At 52.5% G+C, this 20,877-nt stretch carries 17 protein-coding genes and 1 pseudogene; 4 read left to right on the forward strand and 14 right to left on the reverse strand.

What is annotated here, in order from left to right; genetic code table 11:
* Positions 1 to 58 precede the first annotated feature (58 nt).
* Genes TPRIMZ1_RS0102070 through TPRIMZ1_RS19625 form a run of 4 tightly spaced genes read right to left on the reverse strand, consistent with a single transcriptional unit; the run spans position 59 to position 3,639 of the window.
* Positions 59 to 1,297 (reverse strand): hypothetical protein, encoded by a 1,239-nt coding sequence (locus TPRIMZ1_RS0102070; RefSeq protein WP_010253983.1) that lies wholly within the window; start codon positions 1,295 to 1,297, stop codon positions 59 to 61.
* 9 nt (positions 1,298 to 1,306) lie between these two features.
* A complete protein-coding gene (locus tag TPRIMZ1_RS0102075; protein ID WP_010253985.1) occupies positions 1,307 to 2,008 on the reverse strand; it encodes a FecR family protein in 702 nt (233 codons plus the stop codon).
* Between the two features lie 10 nt (positions 2,009 to 2,018).
* Positions 2,019 to 3,212, reverse strand: coding sequence for a hypothetical protein (locus tag TPRIMZ1_RS0102080; RefSeq protein WP_010253986.1), 1,194 nt, complete (start codon positions 3,210 to 3,212; stop codon positions 2,019 to 2,021).
* Position 3,213: 1 nt separating this feature from the next.
* A complete protein-coding gene (locus tag TPRIMZ1_RS19625) occupies positions 3,214 to 3,639 on the reverse strand; it encodes a hypothetical protein (protein ID WP_010253988.1) in 426 nt (141 codons plus the stop codon).
* A gap of 385 nt (positions 3,640 to 4,024) precedes the next feature.
* On the opposite strand from TPRIMZ1_RS19625, the gene TPRIMZ1_RS0102090 reads away from it, so the two are divergent.
* Entirely contained in the window at positions 4,025 to 5,935 is a 1,911-nt protein-coding gene (locus tag TPRIMZ1_RS0102090) for an AMP-dependent synthetase/ligase (protein ID WP_010253990.1), read from the forward strand.
* On the opposite strand, the gene TPRIMZ1_RS0102095 is transcribed toward TPRIMZ1_RS0102090, so the two are convergent.
* The 10 genes and pseudogenes from TPRIMZ1_RS0102095 to TPRIMZ1_RS19630 all read right to left on the reverse strand — a co-directional run bounded on the left by TPRIMZ1_RS0102095 (position 5,925) and on the right by TPRIMZ1_RS19630 (position 17,669).
* The gene (locus TPRIMZ1_RS0102095; RefSeq protein ID WP_010253992.1) at positions 5,925 to 6,812 is read right to left on the reverse strand and encodes a glycerol-3-phosphate O-acyltransferase; all 888 of its coding nucleotides are present in this window, start codon (positions 6,810 to 6,812) and stop codon (positions 5,925 to 5,927) included. The genes TPRIMZ1_RS0102090 and TPRIMZ1_RS0102095 overlap by 11 nt on opposite strands.
* 31 nt (positions 6,813 to 6,843) lie before the next feature.
* Positions 6,844 to 8,112 (reverse strand): peptidase T, encoded by a 1,269-nt coding sequence (gene pepT / locus TPRIMZ1_RS0102100; protein WP_026043459.1) that lies wholly within the window; start codon positions 8,110 to 8,112, stop codon positions 6,844 to 6,846.
* Between the two features lie 46 nt (positions 8,113 to 8,158).
* Positions 8,159 to 9,195 (reverse strand): annotated as a pseudogene (gene tsaD, locus TPRIMZ1_RS21090) (tRNA (adenosine(37)-N6)-threonylcarbamoyltransferase complex transferase subunit TsaD).
* Between the two features lie 16 nt (positions 9,196 to 9,211).
* Positions 9,212 to 10,039, reverse strand: coding sequence for a sigma-70 family RNA polymerase sigma factor (locus tag TPRIMZ1_RS0102110; protein ID WP_010253996.1), 828 nt, complete (start codon positions 10,037 to 10,039; stop codon positions 9,212 to 9,214).
* Between the two features lie 184 nt (positions 10,040 to 10,223).
* The gene (locus TPRIMZ1_RS0102115; protein WP_010253999.1) at positions 10,224 to 11,567 is read right to left on the reverse strand and encodes a sigma-54-dependent transcriptional regulator; all 1,344 of its coding nucleotides are present in this window, start codon (positions 11,565 to 11,567) and stop codon (positions 10,224 to 10,226) included.
* On the reverse strand, positions 11,564 to 12,913 hold the full coding sequence (locus TPRIMZ1_RS0102120; protein WP_010254001.1) for an ATP-binding protein: 1,350 nt from the start codon (positions 12,911 to 12,913) through the stop codon (positions 11,564 to 11,566). Before TPRIMZ1_RS0102120 ends, TPRIMZ1_RS0102115 begins: the two co-directional genes overlap by 4 nt.
* Position 12,914: 1 nt before the next feature.
* A complete protein-coding gene (locus tag TPRIMZ1_RS0102125) occupies positions 12,915 to 14,252 on the reverse strand; it encodes a TolC family protein (RefSeq protein ID WP_010254005.1) in 1,338 nt (445 codons plus the stop codon).
* Between the two features lie 11 nt (positions 14,253 to 14,263).
* Entirely contained in the window at positions 14,264 to 15,484 is a 1,221-nt protein-coding gene (locus tag TPRIMZ1_RS0102130) for an ABC transporter permease (RefSeq protein WP_010254008.1), read from the reverse strand.
* Positions 15,481 to 16,314 (reverse strand): ABC transporter ATP-binding protein, encoded by an 834-nt coding sequence (locus TPRIMZ1_RS0102135; RefSeq protein ID WP_010254011.1) that lies wholly within the window; start codon positions 16,312 to 16,314, stop codon positions 15,481 to 15,483. The genes TPRIMZ1_RS0102130 and TPRIMZ1_RS0102135 overlap by 4 nt, the downstream gene beginning before the upstream one ends.
* Positions 16,311 to 17,669: an efflux RND transporter periplasmic adaptor subunit gene (locus TPRIMZ1_RS19630; protein ID WP_010254016.1), complete on the reverse strand. Its 1,359-nt coding sequence runs from the start codon at positions 17,667 to 17,669 to the stop codon at positions 16,311 to 16,313. Before TPRIMZ1_RS19630 ends, TPRIMZ1_RS0102135 begins: the two co-directional genes overlap by 4 nt.
* 183 nt (positions 17,670 to 17,852) lie before the next feature.
* Here TPRIMZ1_RS19630 and TPRIMZ1_RS0102145 point away from each other — a divergent pair, with 183 nt between their 5' ends.
* From TPRIMZ1_RS0102145 to TPRIMZ1_RS0102155, 3 genes are read left to right on the forward strand one after another with little or no spacing between them, the layout of a single operon-like run.
* Positions 17,853 to 18,401 carry a helix-turn-helix domain-containing protein gene (locus TPRIMZ1_RS0102145; RefSeq protein ID WP_026043460.1) on the forward strand — a complete coding sequence of 183 codons (549 nt, stop codon included), beginning with the start codon at positions 17,853 to 17,855 and terminating at the stop codon, positions 18,399 to 18,401.
* Position 18,402: 1 nt separating this feature from the next.
* On the forward strand, positions 18,403 to 20,085 hold the full coding sequence (locus tag TPRIMZ1_RS0102150; RefSeq protein WP_010254021.1) for an AMP-binding protein: 1,683 nt from the start codon (positions 18,403 to 18,405) through the stop codon (positions 20,083 to 20,085).
* Positions 20,082 to 20,876, forward strand: a complete 795-nt coding sequence (locus tag TPRIMZ1_RS0102155) for a PHP-associated domain-containing protein (RefSeq protein WP_010254023.1) — start codon at positions 20,082 to 20,084, stop codon at positions 20,874 to 20,876. Before TPRIMZ1_RS0102150 ends, TPRIMZ1_RS0102155 begins: the two co-directional genes overlap by 4 nt.
* Position 20,877: the final 1 nt, after the last annotated feature.

A 20,877-nucleotide genomic window follows, 5' to 3' on the forward strand; every position in this document is an offset into this window, starting at 1 on the left:
ACGTAAAGTAAAAACCGGACCCGACCTAGTTCGGGGTCTTTTTTATGGGCTTATCCGTTCAATCTAAATTTAATACCGTTGTTGGGTTTTCTAAGTCCCTGCTTAGCTTTGTTATCCGGTGAACACCCGTGCCGCTTTCAAGGACATAGAGTGAATCGTCATCCCACCCTACGATGCGTTGGAAATAATGGGTTCCCGCATCAGCGGTGGTCTTTGCCTTGCTGATATCAATTTTCTCCGCAGTAACCGGGGCATTAGCATCAATGGCGCGTATACTGCTGGTGTTATTGGTGCTTTCAACTATGGCATATAGATAGTTATCGATAACCCGTAAATCCCGAAGGTGGGCTTTAGTATCTAATTCAACAGACCCAATAGAGGTACCATCCTGTTTGTACTTTAAAATGGTTGGAACGTCTTTTACCAATACACCCGTATCAACACCTATATATATAAAGGTATCATTACCATTATTGTGAGTTGAAACAAATTGCAGATCTGAAAAAAACTCAAAAAGGTCCCCAGTGTCCGTCCATTGCTTCTGCCTAGTACCGGTTGAATCAACAGAATAGAGGGTAATAATAATTCCCAATGACTTAGTAGTATAATAGATTCGCCCACCCTTTCTGTCATATCCGATGCCATAGGGCTGATTTTCACTAATACCAGTTATGGCTTCATTTTTATCGTTAACCTTGGTAAGTTGAAATTTACCGTTAACATAATTCCAAATAAATAAATTGCCATAAGGATCGAAGTCAAAGGACGGTATAATATTGTCGGACTTTATTCTCAGATTTGTTACATTTTTTGGTGTGCCACCGGGAAGATCTATATAGGAAAATAGAGGAGATTGATTGCCGCTCGGCTGTCCCAGCAGAACTATCCCTGTTTCCCGGAGAGAAAGGGGGATGGCAGCAAGATTGTTCGGGAATGGCCCTTTCGCGCTGCCTCCCAGGGATTTTATAAAAGGAAATAAATCATTCCCGGAGTGATCCACCAATGCTTTTATATCTACCGTGTAGTCATTTTCTTCAGGAATTGGAACATTATAGGAGTTGTCACTGCCACGGGTATAGTCTTTTTCTTCTCCATTAATCCTGATAATTACTTTAGAGAATGTCGGGAGCTCGCCGGGCAGATCATACACCGCCCTGGAGGAATCCCTATCCCCAAGATATATGGTTAGTTGTTTGGACAGTCCCAGGTCTTCGTTACTGAAAAAGAAACTGCAGGCGCTAAGCAGCAATACTAAGGCAATCGAAAAAATCGTTGTGTGTAATAAACGCTTATTCATGTTTCCCCCCTATTTCCCATTAGGCCTGTACCAATCAAGGCCAATCCCCAATGAACCGTTCGTCGGTGGAGGGCTTGTGCCTACCGGGGGGCCGGAAACTGTAGTGCTGTCTGTCCCTGCCGGAGCTGGGGAGGCGGCTGCCGGACGGGTGATGGTGACTCTCGCTGTGTTTACTGCCCGGCCGAAGCGGCCGCTGACGTAGCTTGATTCACCGGCCCTAACCACGGTAGGGACTCCATCGCTGCCGGAAAGATTTACCCGGCCGCTGGTGACGCTGAGGTTTTCTCCGTCAAAGTCAAAGGTAGTTCCCCGCACCGAAGCGGTGGCCATGGGACTGCGGACGGTAAAATCGATTTTTCCTCCGCTGGGTGGGCTTACTTCGGTACGTATCCGGCCGGACTGGATATATATGTCTACCTTTTCCGCATCTTGGTTCCGGGTCAGTTCTTCCAGGCTTAAGCGGGTCAGGGGACGCACGGTAATGATCGAATTACCCAGGGCTATGACCGCAGTACTCTTGATGCCCGTGGATATGCTGGCAGCCTTTGCCAGCCGCATCCCCTGTCTGGCCGCTGTCCAGTCCGCAGTGCCCGAAGCTTTAACTTCCACGGTACCCTTTAGTTCCTGGATTGTTGCGGTGGTTTCCTGGGCGGAAACAAGGGATAAGCTAAAGCAGAAACACAGTATTACTGCTAGTAGGGCATTTTTCATATATACTCCTTTACAGTGAAAAAGCAAGGCCAAGGGATATTTTCCCCCTGATGGGAGCATCCGAATCCAGGGCGTCTCCCAGACCGGGAAGGAAAACCCCGGCTCCCAGAACAGCCTGTAGATCCGATACGGGGGCCCAAATTACCGAACCGTACAATTCTGTTCCCAGGGCATAGGAATCCGCCTTCACGTACCTGGTGTAGTATGAATCGGAGAAGGAAGCCCCCAGATCGGTCCTGAGGAAGTACCCGAGGTCGGCGGAAACCGAAATGGAAGGGTTCAGGCTGAGGGTATAATTCGTCTTAATGGTCATGAGCCCCGAAAGTATGGGATCAAAAACCCGGCCCTGGGGAATGGCGGTGACCGGGACAAAGGCGTTCTCCTTTGCTCCGGAGGACCAGAGTATCGTGAAGGACAGAAGGTCCTGGAGCTTACTGGGGACTAACCAATTTACACCGGCGGAACCGGCTAGACCGATCCCGGGGTCACCTGATTCGCGTTCCGCCAGGTCTAGGGCTGCGGCGAGGTTCAGATCAAGGCCGGTAATCAGGGGGATCATAAATTTGGCGCCCAGGTACTGGGAATGGAGATAATCGTCTTTGCCGTTGAGATCGAACTGAACCAGACCGGTTAGGCTTGCCGATAGGGAGGAGCCAAAAAGCACAGGAATTTCCCAATTAAGGCCTCCAAGGAAACGCCGTGAGGCGAAGTAGACATCTGAATCAATATAGTTAAGGTAATCATCACCGGTAAGTTTTATTTCTGCCGCCTTCTTATAAAGAAGTCCGGTATAAAAGAGGCCCAGGGAAAGACGGGTCTCTTTAACTGCCAGGGAACCCTTAAGGCCGTCAAAAAGCCCGGAGGCTATTATCCCTAGGGGATCGGAAAAAGTAACACGCCCCAGTTCCAAACTTAGCCCTGTCGCAGGATAGAAAAGAAAGACCGTCCGGTTAAGCTGGGGTATGGGTTCCCAGTTATTATCCTTATCATAGTTTAGGTCAAAGGAGCCGGATGCATAGAAGCCGGTGTTTTCCCCAACGGGAGCGGCAAACCAAGGGCCGACGCTGATAGTATTGGCAAATCCATCGGCGGAATATTCCGGGCTTTCGCCGATAACAAGGCCGAAATCATAGGCGGCCAGCAACCCGGCGCTCAGGAATACCAGGATGGCGGATATCAGGGTTTTTTTAAAAATCAAAGACATGTTACAGATCCTCCCCGGTATAACTGAGGACCCGGCCGAGGATGTGCAAAAACTGCTCACCCGTAACCTTTGCGATTGGGTCGGATGAGTCCGGGATACACCGGCGGTAGCGTAATTCTCGGTAGGCGTACCGGGGGTTTGGGAAGAAGGAATACATAATTCCACCCTTAAGTTCGAAGGACTTCATGAGCAGCAGTGAAAGATCACCGGTGGAGATCTTTTTCTCAGCCTCTGCGTCGGTCGGTAACAGCCCCTTTTCCGAAGCGGTCTTGGTGGTGATTCCCGCCGCCGGAAGGATAAACTGGACTGCTTGTGTATAGGATAACTCTTTTTCGCTCAAAATGCGGTCCATATCGCGGGCATTTTGGGCATATATAAGGACTGAACTCAGCAAAAAGAGACCTAAGACAATATTTTTGCTCTGCATAGAAAACTCCCCTTACAGTATAGGTATATATTTTTGGAAAAAAAATAACAATCGGGGAGATCTCGGTTTTTTTGTAGTTTATTACTTTTATAATCAAGTATTTTTCTTATTCCCTTGACCCGCGAGCCTAAATATTATATCTTTTATATGGATGGTACGGTTATTTAGACGAGTTTTACACCAATGGTCTTTCAATCAGTCTAAAGTTTGTTGAACGTTATTGTGAATACAGCAACCGTGTTGTCTTTGCCTCCCGGGTTTCTTCACCTCCTTTTCCCGGGGGGTTTTTTTATTTGCGTTCTCAGTTGAATATGACAATATATCAAAATGTGTCATCTTGACTTTATATTCCAAAAAGGATACACTGCTCTTGGAGTATCGTTTTATGGAACAAACCCTTCCGCTTATGCTTCGGGAGCGAGCCCGGACTATACCCACCGTTGTTGCCCAATATGCAAAGGATGCAGCCGGGCATTTCCAGCCCAAGACCTACCAGCAGTTTTATACTGAAATTCTCTACACCGCGTCGGGGCTTCTTGAATTAGGAACCAAACGGGGGGACCATCTCGGTATTATTTCGGATAACCGCCAGGAATGGATAGTTACGGATTTTGCGATACTTTCCATTGGAGCTGCGGACGTGCCCCGGGGCTGTGATTCCATGGAACAGGAAATCACCTATATCCTCGGAATTACCGAATGTCCCCTGTGTTTTGTGGAAAATCAAAAACAGATTAGCAAAATTCTCGCCCGCCGGGTGGATCTGCCCCTGCTCAGTATAATTGTTTCCTATGATTCTGTTGATCAACATACTCTGGAAGCGGCGAGGGACGCCGGAATTAAGGTACTTGGATTTGGCGAATTACTGGAACTGGGTAAGGGGCGGTGTTCCCTGAATCACGGGGAGATTGAAACAGAGATGGAGAAAGGCCGGGAGGAGGATCTGGCGACCATCATCTTTACCTCCGGTACTACCGGGGAGCCCAAGGGGGTTATGCTGAGCCATAATAACTTCCTGGTGCAGCAGCCATCGTGGCGTCTGGTTTTTGAAGTAAAGACCGGAGATATCTGGCTTTCGGTTCTGCCGGTGTGGCATGTGTTTGAACGGAGTATAGAATACATCATTTTCTATCTGAACAGCGGTATCGCCTATTCCAAGCCGGTTTCTTCAATATTGCTGGCGGATTTCCAGAGTATCCGCCCCCACTGGATGGTCAGCGTCCCCCGGGTCTGGGAGTCTATCATGGACTGGTCTAACCGCCATGTAAAGAAGCAGGGCTGGATTTTTAAGAACGGCTTTGAATTTTTTATGACCGTGGGGATCATGTACAATTACTTTCGGGATCTGACCTTTGGGCGTATCCCCAACTTCCATGGCCGGGTCCGGCTTTTTGATTTTTTCATGGGGATCCTCCCCCTGATTTTGCTTTGCCCTGTCCAGTGTCTTACGGCGCTGATCGTGTTCCAGCCTATAAAAAAGCGGCTGGGCGGGCGGTTTAAGGCCGGCTTATCCGGCGGGGGCGCCCTGCCCCTTAAGGTGGACCTTTTTTTCAACGCTATCGGGATACGGCTTCAGGAGGGCTACGGTCTTACGGAAGCGGCGCCCATAGTGGCGGCCCGCCGTTACAAGGCCCCCCGGCGTACCACCGTGGGACAGCTTTTGCTTAATACCGAGGCGAGGATTGTTGACGATACGGGCACGATACTGCCTCCGGGGCACAATGGCCACCTGCAAGTAAGGGGCGGCCAGGTCATGCAGGGCTACTATCGCAAGCCGGAACTCACCGCCAAGGCGCTGTCACCCGATGGCTGGCTGGAAACCGGGGATATCGCCATGATGACCTACGATAACGAGGTGCGGATTACCGGCCGGGCTAAGGATACCATCGTGCTTCTTGGGGGCGAGAATGTTGAACCGGTTCCCATCGAAAATAAGATCCGGGAGAGTCCCTGGGTTTCCCATTGCATGATAGTTGGTCAGAACCAGAAGTACATCGCCGCCCTTGTCGTTCCCGTTCAGGAAGCATTGATGATCTTTGCAGAAGAAAACAACATCCCTATCGTAGACTACGAGTCGCTTCTGCAGCAGGCGGAGATCAACGAGCTGATATCTAATGAAGTATCCCGTCTGGTAAGCGCTCAGGCGGGGTTCAAGACCTACGAGCGGGTTTTTAAACTGAAGCTTATCCCTAAGCCCTTTGAGGCGGGGGAAGAGTTGACCGGAAAAATGGAACTTCAGCGTTCCAAGATTACCGCCAAATACGGAAAGGAAATCGGGAGCCTGTTTAAGAGCTAATCAGCCTTTGCCGTTCAGCCTCTGCGGCGATATGCATTTCCTCCAGCCTTTCCATGATAGTATCCACCACAGCCTGTTTTTTGTCCTCAACTCCCGCAGCCTCTGCCTTAAGGCGGGCGGCGTTTCTGAATTCAGCGCAGGACTGGACCGGACCCGCGGTGTACCGTATCACATCTTCCTCGACGAAATCATCCATCATGTCCCCTTGACGGATATGGAGCAGCTCGCCGTTTATGGCCACCATACACATATAGTCGAAGGATTTTATATACGAATCGATTTCTCGGACCCCTTTTTTTGTACTGGGATCCCAGGGCCGGTATCGGGTTCCGGAGGGGAAAACTAGGATGAGTTTGCCCTTAACTTTGATATCCATAAGAGCCTTCATGGCTGCCCGGTTTATGCTGTTACTGCGGACTATTTCGGCACGATCCTTGACAGGGTCCAGGTGCGACAGGGAGCGGCTGGGGTAGATCACCAGCCGGGTATGGGCGCCGGTAAAGGCCGCTACCACGGGGTTTTCCTCGTTCAGCTTGATCCCTGCGATGGCTACCAGGGCATTGGCGATGTCCTTGCCGGGATCCGGTTCTTTCCCTAAAAGATAGTGGAGCGCAGACAGATCCATATTGCTGTAGTGCTCCACAAACAGGAGACAGGAGTGCCCCGTATTGGCCTTTTCCAGAAGATCCTTTAGATGCTCAAACCCGGAGACTCCTGAACCGGGCAGGGCCAGGGTTTCAACCATTTTATGCAACAGGGGCAGGACATTTTCATCCCCCTCCTGGTAAACATTCTGTTCGGTTACCACCGAGTCTATTCTTGAACGCCGTACCGCGTCCTGTATAAGGTCTTTAAACTTGCCGCTTAATGTTTCCATCCTGATACTATAGAGTTACCTTGATAGGGTGTCAACAAAAGTCTTCCCCCCAAAGGCGGATAAGTTCAATTACCAGTTTACAGGCCATGGTCATCTCGGAGACCGCCGCCCATTCGGTACGGCCGTGCCAGTTACGGCCGCCGGTAAAGATATTAGGGGTAGGTATCCCCAGTTCTGTAAGCCGTGAACCGTCGGTGCCCCCCCGTATGGGTTTAAGGTAGGAATCGATCCCCAGATTGGCAGCCGCCTTTTTGAGCGTTTCCAGCGCCTCCGGGCGGGCGTCAATTTTTTCCTTCATATTATGATACTGATCCGTGGTCTCCAAAATTACTTTCCCGCCGGGGAACTGTGCTTCCACCGCCCGGGCAAAGTTTTCCAGCGCCGCAAGCCGCCGCTCAATACCGGAGTTTTCAAAATCCCGGATATACATATCCAGGGTACACGCATCCGGGGTACCGTTTATTTCCTGGGTGTTGTAATAGCCGTAATACCCATCGGTGGCCTCCGGGCTTTCCGACCGGGGAAGCATCCCCGTAAAGGAAGCCGCCATGGTGATGGCATTGGCCATGATCCCCCGGGCATAGCCGGGATGTATGGTCTTTCCCTTGAACTGAGCCTTTATTTTCCAGGCGTTAAAGCATTCAACCTCAAGCTCCCCCACGGGGCCGCCGTCCAGGGTATAGCAGACCGTAGATTTGATGCGCTCCAGGGGAAACTCCGGAAGGCCCTTGCCGGTTTCCTCGTCCGGGGTAAAGATAATTTCCACCGGCCCGTGGGGTATCTCCGGATGTGTCAGGAGCCATTCCAGGGCGCCCATAATTTCCGCTATGCCCGCCTTGTCATCCGCCCCCAGGAGGGTGGAGCCGTCGGTATGGATAATGGCCTTCCCCTTCTGTGCGGCAAGGGAGGCATCCTCTCTGGGATCAAGGACATTGTTGCCGGTCAGTTGTATTTTTTGCCCATCGTAGTTTTTTACCAGTTGGGGCTTAACATCCTTGCCTGAGACATCCGAGGCGGTGTCCAGGTGGGCTAAAAAACCGACCGCCTGCCGGGATTCCCTGCCTGGGCTGGGAGGCAGCCGGGCTATGACATAACAGTGATCCGTCAGGTCTACGTCCGTAAGCCCCAGACCCCGCAGTTCCTCCGCCAGGGCCTTTGCCAGATCCCATTGGCCGGGAGTGGAGGGGGTTTCCTTAACATCAGGATCACTGGTGGTCCAGTAACGGACGTATTTTAGGAAACGGGGGACTATCAAGTCTGTAAGCTTGGCATCGTCTATTTCTTTAATTTGTGTTTGCATATTTTAGAGTATGGATATAAATGAAGGCCTGGTAAAGATACCGGTATTAGGGATACTTCTTCTTAAACCCCTGTACCCGCGCCGAAGCAACCACACTGAGTGGTGAACGATCCCCCCGGGAGATGTACTGATACCCGATACCGGCAATCATGGCCCCGTTGTCCCCGCAGAATTCCAGGGGCGGGAACACACAGCGGAGATCCGTCTTTTCGGCGAGACGGGAGCGGAGGTACGAGTTGGCCGCCACTCCACCGCCCGCAACGATGGTGTTGAGCCCCGTATCCTCAGCGGCCCGAAAAAGAGCGCGCAGCAGTATCTCTACCGCAGTTTTCTGGAACGAGGCGGCAATATCCGCAGGTCCTGCGGCGGTATCCCGGGGATTGCGGAATTGTTCCAACTGGTTTATCACCGCGGTCTTGAGTCCCGAGTAGGACAAGTCGTAGGGATGATCCCCCTTGTGGAGGCTGGGCATGGGGAAACGAAAAGCGGCGGGGTCCCCGTCTTTTGCCAGCTTATCGATGTAGGCCCCGCCGGGGTAGCCGAAGCCGTAGTACTTGGACACCTTGTCGAAGGCTTCCCCCACGCATCGTCAATGGTAGTTCCCAGGACGGTGATATCGTCAAAGTCGTCCACCCGGCAGATGATGCTGTGGCCCCCGGAAACCAGGAGCCCCAGGAAGGGGTACTCCGGAGGGGGGGATACCGGCGTATTTCCCAGGGAGAGCCGGGGGGCGTAGAGATGGGCCAACATATGGTTTACAGCGATAAAGGGGAGCTTCCCGGCCCAGGCAAAGGCCTTGGCGAAACTGAGGCCTACCAAAAGCGATCCCAGAAGTCCCGGGTGGGCTGTGGCGGCAACGCCATCAATTCCGGCAGGGTTCAGGCCGGCCTTTTCCAGGGCTTCCCTGACTACCCCGTAGATCCACTCGGTGTGCATACGGCTCGCCAATTCGGGTACCACCCCATCGTATTTTGCGTGAAGGGGTATTTGGGTTGCCACCACATTGGAAAGGACCAGCTTTCCATCTTCCACTACCGCTGCGGCACATTCATCGCAGGAAGATTCAATTCCAAGGATCTTCATTACCGATACTTTACTATTACATCGCCTCTACGTACAGGCACTTTCGGAATTCGTCCGCGGAACCCTGCATCTTTTTCAGAGCCTTGATTTCAATCTGACGGACCGTCTCCGCAGAGATCCCCATTTTATCCCCAATTTTTTTAAGGGTGTGCTGCTCGCCGCCGTTAAATTGGTAACGGTACATGAGGATCCGCTTTTCCCGATCCTTCAGACGATCCAGGAAGTGGATCGCCGCGGCGTGGGAGGATTTTTTGAAAAAGTCCCGTTCGGGGCTGTAGGTATAATCTTCATGGAGATCCGCCAGAGAAATTGATTCCTCGTTCCCGGCATCCATATCCAGGGAGATAAAACCATTGGTTATCTGCAGGATAAAATTGACTTCCTTCTCGGATACTCCGATATCGGCGGCAATCTCCTTATTGCTTGGCTTATGCATCAGGGTCTGGCTGAGTGTATGGTAGGATCGCTGTATCATTCGGAGTGTCTGTTCTTTCCGGAGGGGCAGACGGATGTCCCGGCGCTTGGTGGATAAGTATCGGACAACGTATTGCCGGATCCACCAGCTGGCGTAGGTTGAAAAACGAACCCGTTTCCGGTAATCGTATTTTTCAGCGGCATGCATCAGGCCAAGGTTCCCCTCCTGAATAATATCCATAAAGGGCATATCATTCGTCATATAAGCGCGGGCAATCTTAATAACCAACCGCAAATTTGCTTCAATTAAGGACTTGCGGGCCGCCGCATCCCCCTGCTGTATCCGTTCGGATAATGCCATTTCTTCCTCAAAGCTTAAAAGGGGAATTTTTTTGATCTGGTCATAATAATTCTGTAGATTCTTATCCATAAGATGTCCTCCGCATATAATATACTAGCAATTTTCATGCCAAATTATCTTATATGCCGAGAGGATTTTTTTAATTCTTTTTGTAGTAAGGAAATAATCTTTTTAAAGATAATGGAAAAAATAAATAATTTAGATAGTTGTATGAATTATCATATCTTTCCCATTATTTGGTGTATAAAAAATACTACAGTTCAAGCTTATATACTTTTATTTTATTGATGATAGTCTTCCGGCTGACCCCCAGTTCCGCTGCTGCCTTGGTTCGGTTACCCTGGGTCCTGGTCAGGGCTTTCCGTATAGCTTCCCGTTCAATGTTCTCCAGGGAGGGAACGCCCGGTACAGATTCACCTTCCGGGCCCGGTATTCCCCCGGTATTCATGCGGTGCAGTTCAATATCCTTGGGCGTTAGCGGGCCGTTTTCCCGATAAATCAAGGCTCTTTCCAGGATGTTTTCCAGTTCCCGGACATTGCCCGGGAAGGGGTATTCCAGGAGTTTTTCCGCCGCCGCCGGAGTAAGAACCGGAAGGGAACGGCCCATACGGAAACTGATTTTTTTCAGAAGATATTCCGCCAGCAGGGGAATATCCTCCCGGCGTTGGCGCAGGGGCGGAATGGTCATGCGGAATACGTTGAGCCGGTAATAGAGGTCTTCCCGAAAACTGCCTTCCCGGACCAGGGTTTCTATATCCCGGTTGGTGGCGGAGACGATCCGGGCGTTGACGGGGATGTCGTCGTTTCCCCCCAGGCGGCGGATTTTCCGTTCCTGGAGTACCCGCAGTAGTTTTACCTGGAGGGACATGGGCATTTCGCCAATCTCGTCCAGGAAGAGGGTACCCCGGCCGGCAAGTTCAAAGAGCCCCTGCTTGCGGGTGAGCGCCCCGGTATAGGCCCCCTTTTCGTGGCCGAAAAGTTCGCTCTCCATAAGCCCCTCGTGGATGCCGCCGATGTTCACCGCCGCGAAGGGTTCCGCCGCATATTTACCCCGGCGGTGGATCTCCCGGGCAACAATCTCCTTTCCGGTACCGCTTTCTCCGGTTATCAGCACCGTAACATCGGAACCGGCGATGCGATCGATCTGATCGGAAAGTTCCCGCATCACTTCCGTATCGCCGATGAGGAGGTTTTCCCCGCCGGTCATCCGCTTCTCCGCCTCAAGGCTGTTCTCCCGGCGTTTGTCCTCCACCAGATGACGGAGTTTGATCACCAGTTCTGCGGGGTCAAAGGGCTTTACCAGGTAGTCCTTGGCCCCGGCTTTCAGGGCCGCCACTGCGTCGGCGATTTGCCCGTGGGCGGATATCATGATCACCGGGGAGATGATTCCCCGGTTGTTGATCCAGGCGAGCACATCCTGGCCGCTCATGCCGGGCAGCCTGAGGTCCAGGATAACCGCATCGAAGGCCTCCCGTTCAAGAGAACGGATTGCCGATTCTCCGGTTTCCGCCGCCGCCGAATCGATCTGCTCCAGGCCCAAATATTTTTTCAGGGACTCCCGGATATTTCGTTCATCATCAACTATTAATACTCTCATACATACTCCCCCAGGGTGATAAAGACCGCAGTCCCTCCCCCTTCCCGGTTTTCAATACTGATGGCGCCCCCGGCCGCTTCCACAAAGCGTTTGCTGATAGAAAGGCCGATGCCGGTCCCGGTACTTTTACTGGTAAAGAACGGATCGAAAACCCGCTTCAGATCTCCTTCTGCAATACCTCTTCCCCGGTCATAGATACTGATAACAATGATACTGTGTTGGGAATTTTTTTGCAATTCGTTATCCCCGCTGTTTCCGCTATGCCGTAGTATCGCTGCGCCAATGGCGTTTTCCGCGCTGCCGCTTTCCAGGGCATTGCGGATAAGGTTTTCAATGACAGACCGGGCCCGTTCGGTGTCCATAAGGACCAGGGCATCCTGTGCTGAATCTTCTTCAACAATATTTCTGCCGCAGAGCCGCAGGGATGCTTCGGAAAGCACATTCGAGATATTCAGCGGTACAGGCTGTCCTGCCGCATCCCGGAGATAATCGTTTATCCGGTAACTCAGGGCGGAAAGGCGATCCACCTCTTCGTTGATGATTCCCAGCTCCTCCCGGCCTTTTTCGGGGAAGAGCTTCCCCAGGATGCCGGTTTGGAGCCGTATGGAGAGGAGGGGGTTTTTAATTTCGTGGGCCAGGGTACTGGCGGCGGTTCCCAGGACTACCAGATTTTTTTGGCCCTCTATCCGCTCCCGGTATTCCCGGTTCCGCAGGTATAGTCCCCGCACAAAAAATACCAGCGCCAGAAGGGCCAGCTCACAGAGCGGAAAGGCAATGGCGGTAAGAGTCTGGCCGCGCCAATAGGCGGTATGGGATATATCAATGTAGATATACTTACCCCTGGCAAAGGTGGTGAAGAAGCCCGGCGTCTTGTCTTCGCGGTTTTTGTTTTCCTCCCGGTCCCGATCCCGGTTATTTTCCTGGTTACGCCGCTGTTGAGGGGGGGACATCATCCCCTCTGTGCTGAGAATGAATTTAATTCTATTTCCCCGTCTATCAGGAATAGTGTAGCGGCCGTTCTTGACAGCCTTGTAATCCTTCAGGATATCCTCATCAAAAACCTGGGGAACCGAGCCCCATTGGTAGGACGGGGTAAGGTCCTCTCCGTAAATCCCAAACCCGATGATCCGTTCCCGCAGAAGCCCCGTAGATTCAATGGCGGACCCGAAGTTGTCATAATTTCTCAGGCTGGTAAAGAGGAGACTGAAAAGCCGCTCGTTGTCATTGTCCCGGATCAGCCGCGCCCGGTCCCGCAGTCCCAGGATGATAAAAACCGTGAGGGCCGAAAAAAGAGCCCAGCTAAGTATTGCTGCGAATAAGGATGATGTCCGCGGAGAAATTTTCATATCACAATCCCTTCTGCTTTTGTAAGAGCAGATTTATTACTTCATCCTGGGAATCGAATGCCCCCAGGCTCCGCAGCTTTGAAAGGCCGTTGAGAAAACCATACTCCGCGGTGATACGCTGGGTATGACTGTCTCCGGCCAGGGCTGCGGCATCGGAAAGAACAAAAACCGAGGCCTGCGAAAGTTTGTACAGTTCAAGATTATATTCGTAATTCCGTTGGGCGTATTCATCGGCCCGGCGTGCGGATTGTACCGTCATGGTACTGGCGATAAGGTCCAGCAGAGCCGTTTGGATGTCCATGGCCAGGGTGTTTTCAGCATCACGGTGGTTCAGGGCGGCTTCGGTTTGGGCGATACGCTTCTTTTCCACCGCGGCGCCTATTACCCAATAATCCAGGGGTATGCTCCCATTGATACTGACGCTGCCGCCGGAATTGGACAAACCCCCTGCGGCGGAATAATTTATCCCCGTGGAAATTCCCGCGCTAAGGCTTGGAAGGTAATCCTTTTTTGCAAGCCCCACATTCCGTTCCGCTATTTGCAGCTGAAGGCTTGTTTTTAAAAGGCCGGGGTTATTTCTCTTTACTGCGTTTGAAAAATCATCTGATAGTAATATTATTTTTTCTTCAGGAAGCGTTGAAAGGAAGCGGATAGTGTCATCATAAACGTTGAAATCAATACCTGCCAGTTCCGGGATTTCCCCAAGGCCGGTAATGTTCTTCAGGTTCGCCCTATTGACGGTCAAATCCCTCAGGGCGCGGTTCCGGGCGGTTTCTTTTTGGCCCTGATCCGCCATGGCTTTAAGGTAATCTCCCTGGCTTATCATACCGCTTTCAAGGCGCAGTTCCGCCATGGAAAGGGCTAAAGCCGCCGTTTCCATGGCTGCCGCTGCGGTTTCCAGAGCTGCCGCCGCTTTTAGCGTTTCGTAATACGCATTATCCGCCGTATCCAGGACGGTAAAGTAGGCCGCCAAAGCTTCCTGCCGGGTAAGTTCGGTATTGATAGCGTTAATAGCCTTTAGATAGATACTCTTTCCACCATCAAACAGCTTTTGTGACACACTGAAACTCGCCCCGGTTCTCATGCTGTCCTGAAGGCTTGTATCCCCCCAGACTTGTCCCGAGGCCGATGCCCCCAGGGATAGGGATGGCAGATTGGAATAAATACGGGTTTTTTCGTCCAGCCGTGCGCTCTCCACCGCCAGCTGAAACCTCGCCAGGCTCGGCGAATTGGCCAACGCCAAGGCGCGTACATCTTCAATATCTATTTGTTCAGCAGTAATACGGTTATTAATGGTAAAAGCGAGTAGTACTAGTATTAATGTAAACCTATTTTTCATCCATATTCCTTTTATTCATACCGCAGCGCATCTATGGGATAAAGCCCCGCAGCCTTCCGCGCCGGGTAGTATCCGAATGAAACCCCGACCAGCGCGGCAAAAAGGGCCGCAGCGGCGACGATTACCGGATTAATGGCCGTGGAAATTCCCAGGGCTTCCAGGATGCGGCAGACCAGGAAGGCCAGGGCTATACCGATAAATCCCCCAAGGAGGCTCAGGATGATGGACTCAGAGAGGAACTGGAATAGCACATCCCGTTTCCGGGCGCCCACGGCCATTCTGATACCGATTTCCCGGGTACGTTCGGTGACCGAGACCAGCATGATGTTCATGATGCCGATGCCCCCTACCAAAAGGGACACCCCGGCTATGGCCGCCAGGAGGGTGGTGAGGCTCCGGGATGTTTCGGAAGCCATGTCGATAAGATCCGCGCTGTTCATGATTTCAAAGTCCGTTGTGGTCCCCTCGCTAAGTTTGTGGGCTTCCCGGAGTATCAGTTCCGCTTCCCGTTGCGCTGCCTCCATATATCCTTTGCTGACCACACTCATAGCAATACTGTTGAGATTTTGAGAATTACTCAGCCGGTACAGCGCAGTGTCCAGGGGTACCATGATCACATCATCCTGATCATTACCAAAGGCCCCGGCGCCCTTTTTCGCCAGTATGCCGGTGACGGTAAAATGATTGGTCCCGATCCGTATCTGCTGCCCCAGGGCTTCATCGCTGTTGCCAAAAAGACTGTTTACGGTGGTAAGCCCCAGCACCGCTATCCTGTTTCGCTGCTGTAGATCCTCATCGCCGAAAAAGCCGCCCTGGGCAATATCCCAGCTCCGTATGGTGAGGTACCCCGGCTCCACCCCCATCACCTGTACCGAAGCGCTTCCCTGGGGGCCGATGACCGTATAGTTCCGCTGGCTCAGCCCGGAAATAGCGGTACCGTAGGAAGCCTCCGCCGCAAGCTTAGCCGCGTCGGATTTGGTCAGCCGGTTAGGCCGGGACACCGTATTGGTCTGTCCGGGCCGCATCATCATCCGCCGGGGCATGATCTGGATCAGGTTGGTCCCCATGGAGGCGATACGGTTCTCGATATCCCTCTGGGCGCCCTCCCCTATGGCTACCATGATGATCACCGACCCAACACCGATGATGATCCCCAGGGAGGTAAGGAGGCTCCTCATGCGATTACGGAAAATATTTCTAAAACAGGAATACAAAAGCTGTGTAATATTCATGATACCTCCCCGGCAAGGAGGCTATGCTCTTTTTTCCACTTGGCAAGGTCCTCCGGGGCGCTGCGTCTTTCGTGTATCGGTACATCCGAGACCAGTTCCCCATCCCGCAGGGTGATGATCCGCTTGGTATAGGCTGCCAGTTCCGGTTCGTGGGTTACCATGATTATTGTTTTTCCCTGGTCATTGAGGCTTTGGAAGAGGCTCATGATCTCCAAAGTCATCTCCGTATCCAGGTTCCCCGTGGGCTCGTCCGCCAGGATGAAGGCGGGGTCGTTCACCATGGCCCGGGCTATGGCTACCCGCTGCTGCTGCCCGCCGGAAAGCTGGGAGGGCAGATGGTTCGCCCTATCCCCAAGACCCACCTCCCGCAGTACTTCTGCGGCCCGTTCCTTCCGACGGGAAGCCCGCCGGTACTCGTCCCCGCCCAGGCTGCCATCCCCTGAAATCCGGGCTGCGTTTTTGTCCCGGCGTTTATAAAACAGGGGGAGTTCCACATTTTCTAAAGCCGTTGTCCGGGCGAGAAGGTTAAAGGCCTGGAACACAAAACCTATCTTTTTATTACGTATCAGGGCGAAGGTATCCGAGTTAGAACCCTTGCTTGGGCTCCCGGCTGCGGTAGTCTCAATTCCGTCCAGAGAATAGGTTCCTTCGCTTGGCTTGTCCAGGCAGCCCAGGATATTCATCAGGGTAGACTTTCCCGAACCCGATGGCCCCATGACGGAAACAAACTCCCCCGCCTTGGCAGAAAAGTCTATACCCCGGAGCGCCCGGACGGTTATCTCTTCAAGCCGGTAGATCCGCTTGATCCCCCGCATCTCGATTACCGTCATGGCTGCACCCTTTCCCGCAGTATGATTTGGCGGCCTTCCAGGTCATCATTCCTGGATCGAATCTCCGTAAAGGATCCGTTGCTGATACCGGTTTGTACTAGGATGCAGTCCGGCTTACCGGTTTCATCGATGAACCATAGCGGTTTAGGCGGGGACATCGTTTCCCGGCCCGGAAACCCACCGCCGCTCCCCCGCTGTCCGCCTGCAGGATTTGCCGTCACCGCAGTATTTCTGTTCTGCCTCATACCGGGCCCCTGGGGCATCACCATACCGCTAAGGCCGCTATTCTGTGCCGGTCTTTGAGCGGCGGCTTGCGCGGCAGTTCCCGCAGCCCGCATCTTTTCCCGGGCTTCCAGAGCCGCCGCCCGCTGAGCCGCATCCATACCGCTAAGCCCCGCCTGGAAGACACGGTCGGCGATTTCATCGGCGTTCATGCCGCTGGGCCGGTACCGCAGGGCTGCGTTAGGAATCAGCAGGGCGTTTTCTTTCCGTTCTTCGATAAACTCCACCGAGCAGGTCATCCCCGGCAGGAGGGATCCCTCCGAATTGTCCACGTTGATAATAACCGTGTAGGACACCACGTTATCCTGAATAGTAGGCATGAGGTGCATGGCCTCCACAATCCCTGAGAAATTCCGGCCCGGCAGACTTTCCAGGGTAAACCGGACCCCCTGGCCCTTGTGTATGCCGGGGATATCCAGTTCCCCCACTCCGGCTTCAATCTGCATCTCCTCAAGGTTTTCCGCCAGGGTAAACAGGCTGGTAGAATTACTGCTGGACCCCTCCACAACGGTCTGCCCCTCGCTGATATTCCGTTCCAAAACAATCCCGTCGATGGGGGAGGTGATAAGGGCGTATTGGTTGATTTCGGTTTCAATCACCCGGAGGGATGATTCGGAGGCGGAAAGTTCCGCCGCCTGAATATCCAGGGTGGTTTTGCCGGTCCGGAGTTCGTATTCGGAGATAAGGTTTTTTTCCGCCAGCTTCTGTTGGTTCTGGTAGTTGATCAGCTGCAGCTCGTAATTTGCCCGGGCCTTAATCACCGACGCAGCCTGCTGTTCCCGCTGGAGCCTGAGCATATCCGTATTAAGTTCCGCCAGGATATCACCCTTATGGATGATATCGTTGTAATCCACGTGTATCTTTTCTACCTTGCCGCTCATCCGGGCCAACACATTTACCGTTGACACGGGCTTGAGGGACCCGCTGGAGGACACGGTCTTTTCCAGGGTCCCCCGGCTGACGGTGGTATACTCGTAGGTACTGGTTCCACTGGCTGACTTTGGGGAACAAGCGCCGGCGCTAAGAATAAAGACCGCGGCGATGGGGTATGACAAAAAGTCGATGATTTTCATGCAGCGCTAATCTCCCTAGTGATATTTAGCAATAATCATGCCAAGCATGAAAATGGGGAAATAAGGATAAAATTCCCCTTACAAGTGTATAAAATTTACCCAGTCGTTTCCAGTGATGCGTAAAAAATACACACTGGATATTCGGTAGAAAAAAAAAACCCGTCATTGTATAATCGTACCATTATGCAGGATCATCTTGCCCAGATACCGGGTCGAATTAAGGAACTACGGGAAATAATGGAGATCAGCGCCATTGATATGGCGACGGATATCGATATTCCCTTTGAAACCTATTCCCGGTACGAATCCGGGGAATTGGACATCCCCATCAGTGTTCTCTACAAAATATCCCATCGGCTTGGAACGGATACCACGGTGCTCCTTACCGGGGAGGACCCCAGGATGGATACCGCCAGTGTTTGCAGAGCGGGTAAGGGGGTAGAGGTTGAGCGGTACCCGGGCTATGAGTATTCAAGTCTGGCCTATAACTTCAAAAACCGGACCATGGAACCCCTTTTGGTATACCTTGATCCCAACAAGGCGGCTGCCGCGCCGGTGACCCACTCCGGCCAGGAGTTCAACTTTGTGGTTGAGGGGGTGGTGAAGGTTACGGTGAATAAACGGGAGTATATTCTTGAAGCCGGGGACAGTATCTATTTCAGTGCCCTGCTTCCCCATGCCCAGAGCGCAGTAAAGGCGCCGTCAAAATTTATTACCATTATACAGGAATAATATGAACGAAATACTGTCTAAATATTGCCCCCGGATAGACTTTGACAGCTATGAAGATTTCTACCGGAATTATAAGTGCGTTGTCCCGGAAAATTTTAACTTTGCCTATGATGTGCTTGATGAATGGGCGCGGATCAAGCCGGATAAGCTCGCTCTGGTCTGGACCAACGACGAAGCGGAAATGAAGTCCTACACCTTTGGTGATATGAAACGCCTGAGTGACAAGGCCGCCAATGCCCTCCTTTCCCTGGGCATTAAAAAAGGTGATGTGGTGATGCTCATCCTAAAGCAGCGCCCCGAGGTCTGGGTGATGCTGAACGCCCTGATGAAGATCGGCGCGGTCTGTATCCCCGGTACCTACCAGCTTACCCGGAAGGATATTGAATACCGCTGTAATATCGCTGAGGTAAAACTCCTGGTCAGTGTGGATGATCCGGAGCTTGTCGGCAATATCCGCAGCGCCCTTCCCCAATGTACACAGCTTAAGAAGATTGCTTTTGTGGGGAAGCAGATACCTGAAGGCTTTATCGACATGGGAGCGGAGATTGAAAAGGCTTCGTCTGACTTTGTCCGGCCCACAGGGTCCGCGGGGACAGCGACTAAAGACCACATGCTGATATACTTTTCCTCCGGCACCACGGGGATGCCCAAGATGGTACTCCATAACCATACCCTCCCCCTGGGGCACATCGTTACTGCCAAGTACTGGCAGTGCGTTGAGGATAACGGGATCCACATGACCCAAACCGATTCAGGCTGGGCAAAATTTGCCTGGGGCAAGATATACGGACAGTGGATCTGCGGGGCGGCCATCGGCGCCTACGATACGGAGAAGTTTACCCCCCAGGGTATACTCGAGGCCCTGGGACGGATACGCCCAACCACCTTCTGCGCCCCGGCTACGATATTCCGGTTTCTCATTAAGGAAGATCTGTCGGGATATGATTTTAGTTATATTAAACACACCTCCGTTGCGGGGGAACCCTTGAGCCCCGAGGTGTACCATAAACTAAAGGAACTTACGGGGCTGGAACTCCGGGAAGGTTTCGGTCAGTCGGAAACTTCGGTGATGGCCGCCACCTTCAAGTGGCTTCCGATAAAACCCGGTTCCATGGGGAAGCCATCGCCCCTCTTCGGCCTCAACCTGCTGGATGAAAATGATCAGCCCTGCGATGACGGTATTGTGGGCAATATTAGTATTACTAACGGAGGGGATAATCCTCCCCCGGGCTTGTTTACCGGTTACTGGAAGGACGAGGAGATTACCCGCAAATGCTGGTATGACGGTACCTACCATACCGGCGATATGGCCTGGCATGACGGCGAGGGCTACTACTGGTTTGTAGGCAGGAACGATGATGTGATCAAATGTTCCGGTTACCGCATCGGCCCCTTTGAGGTGGAAAGCGCCCTTATGGAACATCCTTCGGTGCTGGAGTGTGCGGTTACCGCCGCTCCGGATCCTAACCGCGGCCAGGTGGTTAAGGCAACCATCGTATTAGCCCGGGGTTTTAGCCCCTCTGAGGAGCTGAAGCATGAGCTGCAGAACCATGTAAAGCGGGTTACGGCCCCCTACAAGTATCCTCGAATCGTGGAATTTGTGGAGGAGCTGCCTAAAACCGTGAGCGGCAAAATCCAACGGAACATAATACGGAAAAAGGATGCATCGGAATCTCCGCAATGAAATACCTGTACGAAACCCATCTGCACACGGTTCAGTCCAGCGGCTGCGGCGAATCCGAAGGCCGCTCTTATATCCGTAAATATAAGGAAATGGGATTTGCCGGTATTATCGTGACGGATCATTTTTATAATGGAAACAGCGCAGCCAGCCGGCATCTTTCCTGGCGGGAATGGGTCAACGGTTTCTGCCTGGGTTATGAGGAAACCCGGCGGGAAGGAGAAAAACAGGGGCTTGATGTATTTTTCGGCTGGGAAGAAACTTTTGATGCGGATGACTATCTTATCTACGGCCTGGATAAGGACTGGCTCCTGGCTCATCCCGAAGCGGCCCACTGGACCCGGCTGGAACAATTCAACGAAGTACACCGTTACGGCGGCTGTGTTGTCCAGGCGCACCCATTTAGGCACCAATACTATATCAGCACGATTCATCTCTCCACCGGATGCGTTGACGCCGTAGAGGCGGGCAATGCCTGTAATACCTCGGCCTCCCATGATGCCTTGGCTCTACGCTACGCCGAAAAGCTGGGTCTCCCGGTTACTGCGGGATCGGATATTCACAATGTTGCTCAGATTGCAACCGGCCGGATCTTTGGGACGTATCTGAATAAGAAAATGGAAACCATTCAGGATTATGTAAAGGCCATACGGGAGAATACCCTTGCGGGCATAAAAATAGCCCCGGGGCGCTGCGACTTTCACGGCAATGAAACAGTTTCACTGCCCGTGGATATACGGGATGCCGGTGACCGGAGTACCGGCCGGGACCTGTGGGAATTTCTGAAACAGTAAT

This window comes from Treponema primitia ZAS-1 (assembly GCF_000297095.1).
GTDB classification, from domain to species: domain Bacteria; phylum Spirochaetota; class Spirochaetia; order Treponematales; family Breznakiellaceae; genus Termitinema; species Termitinema primitia_A.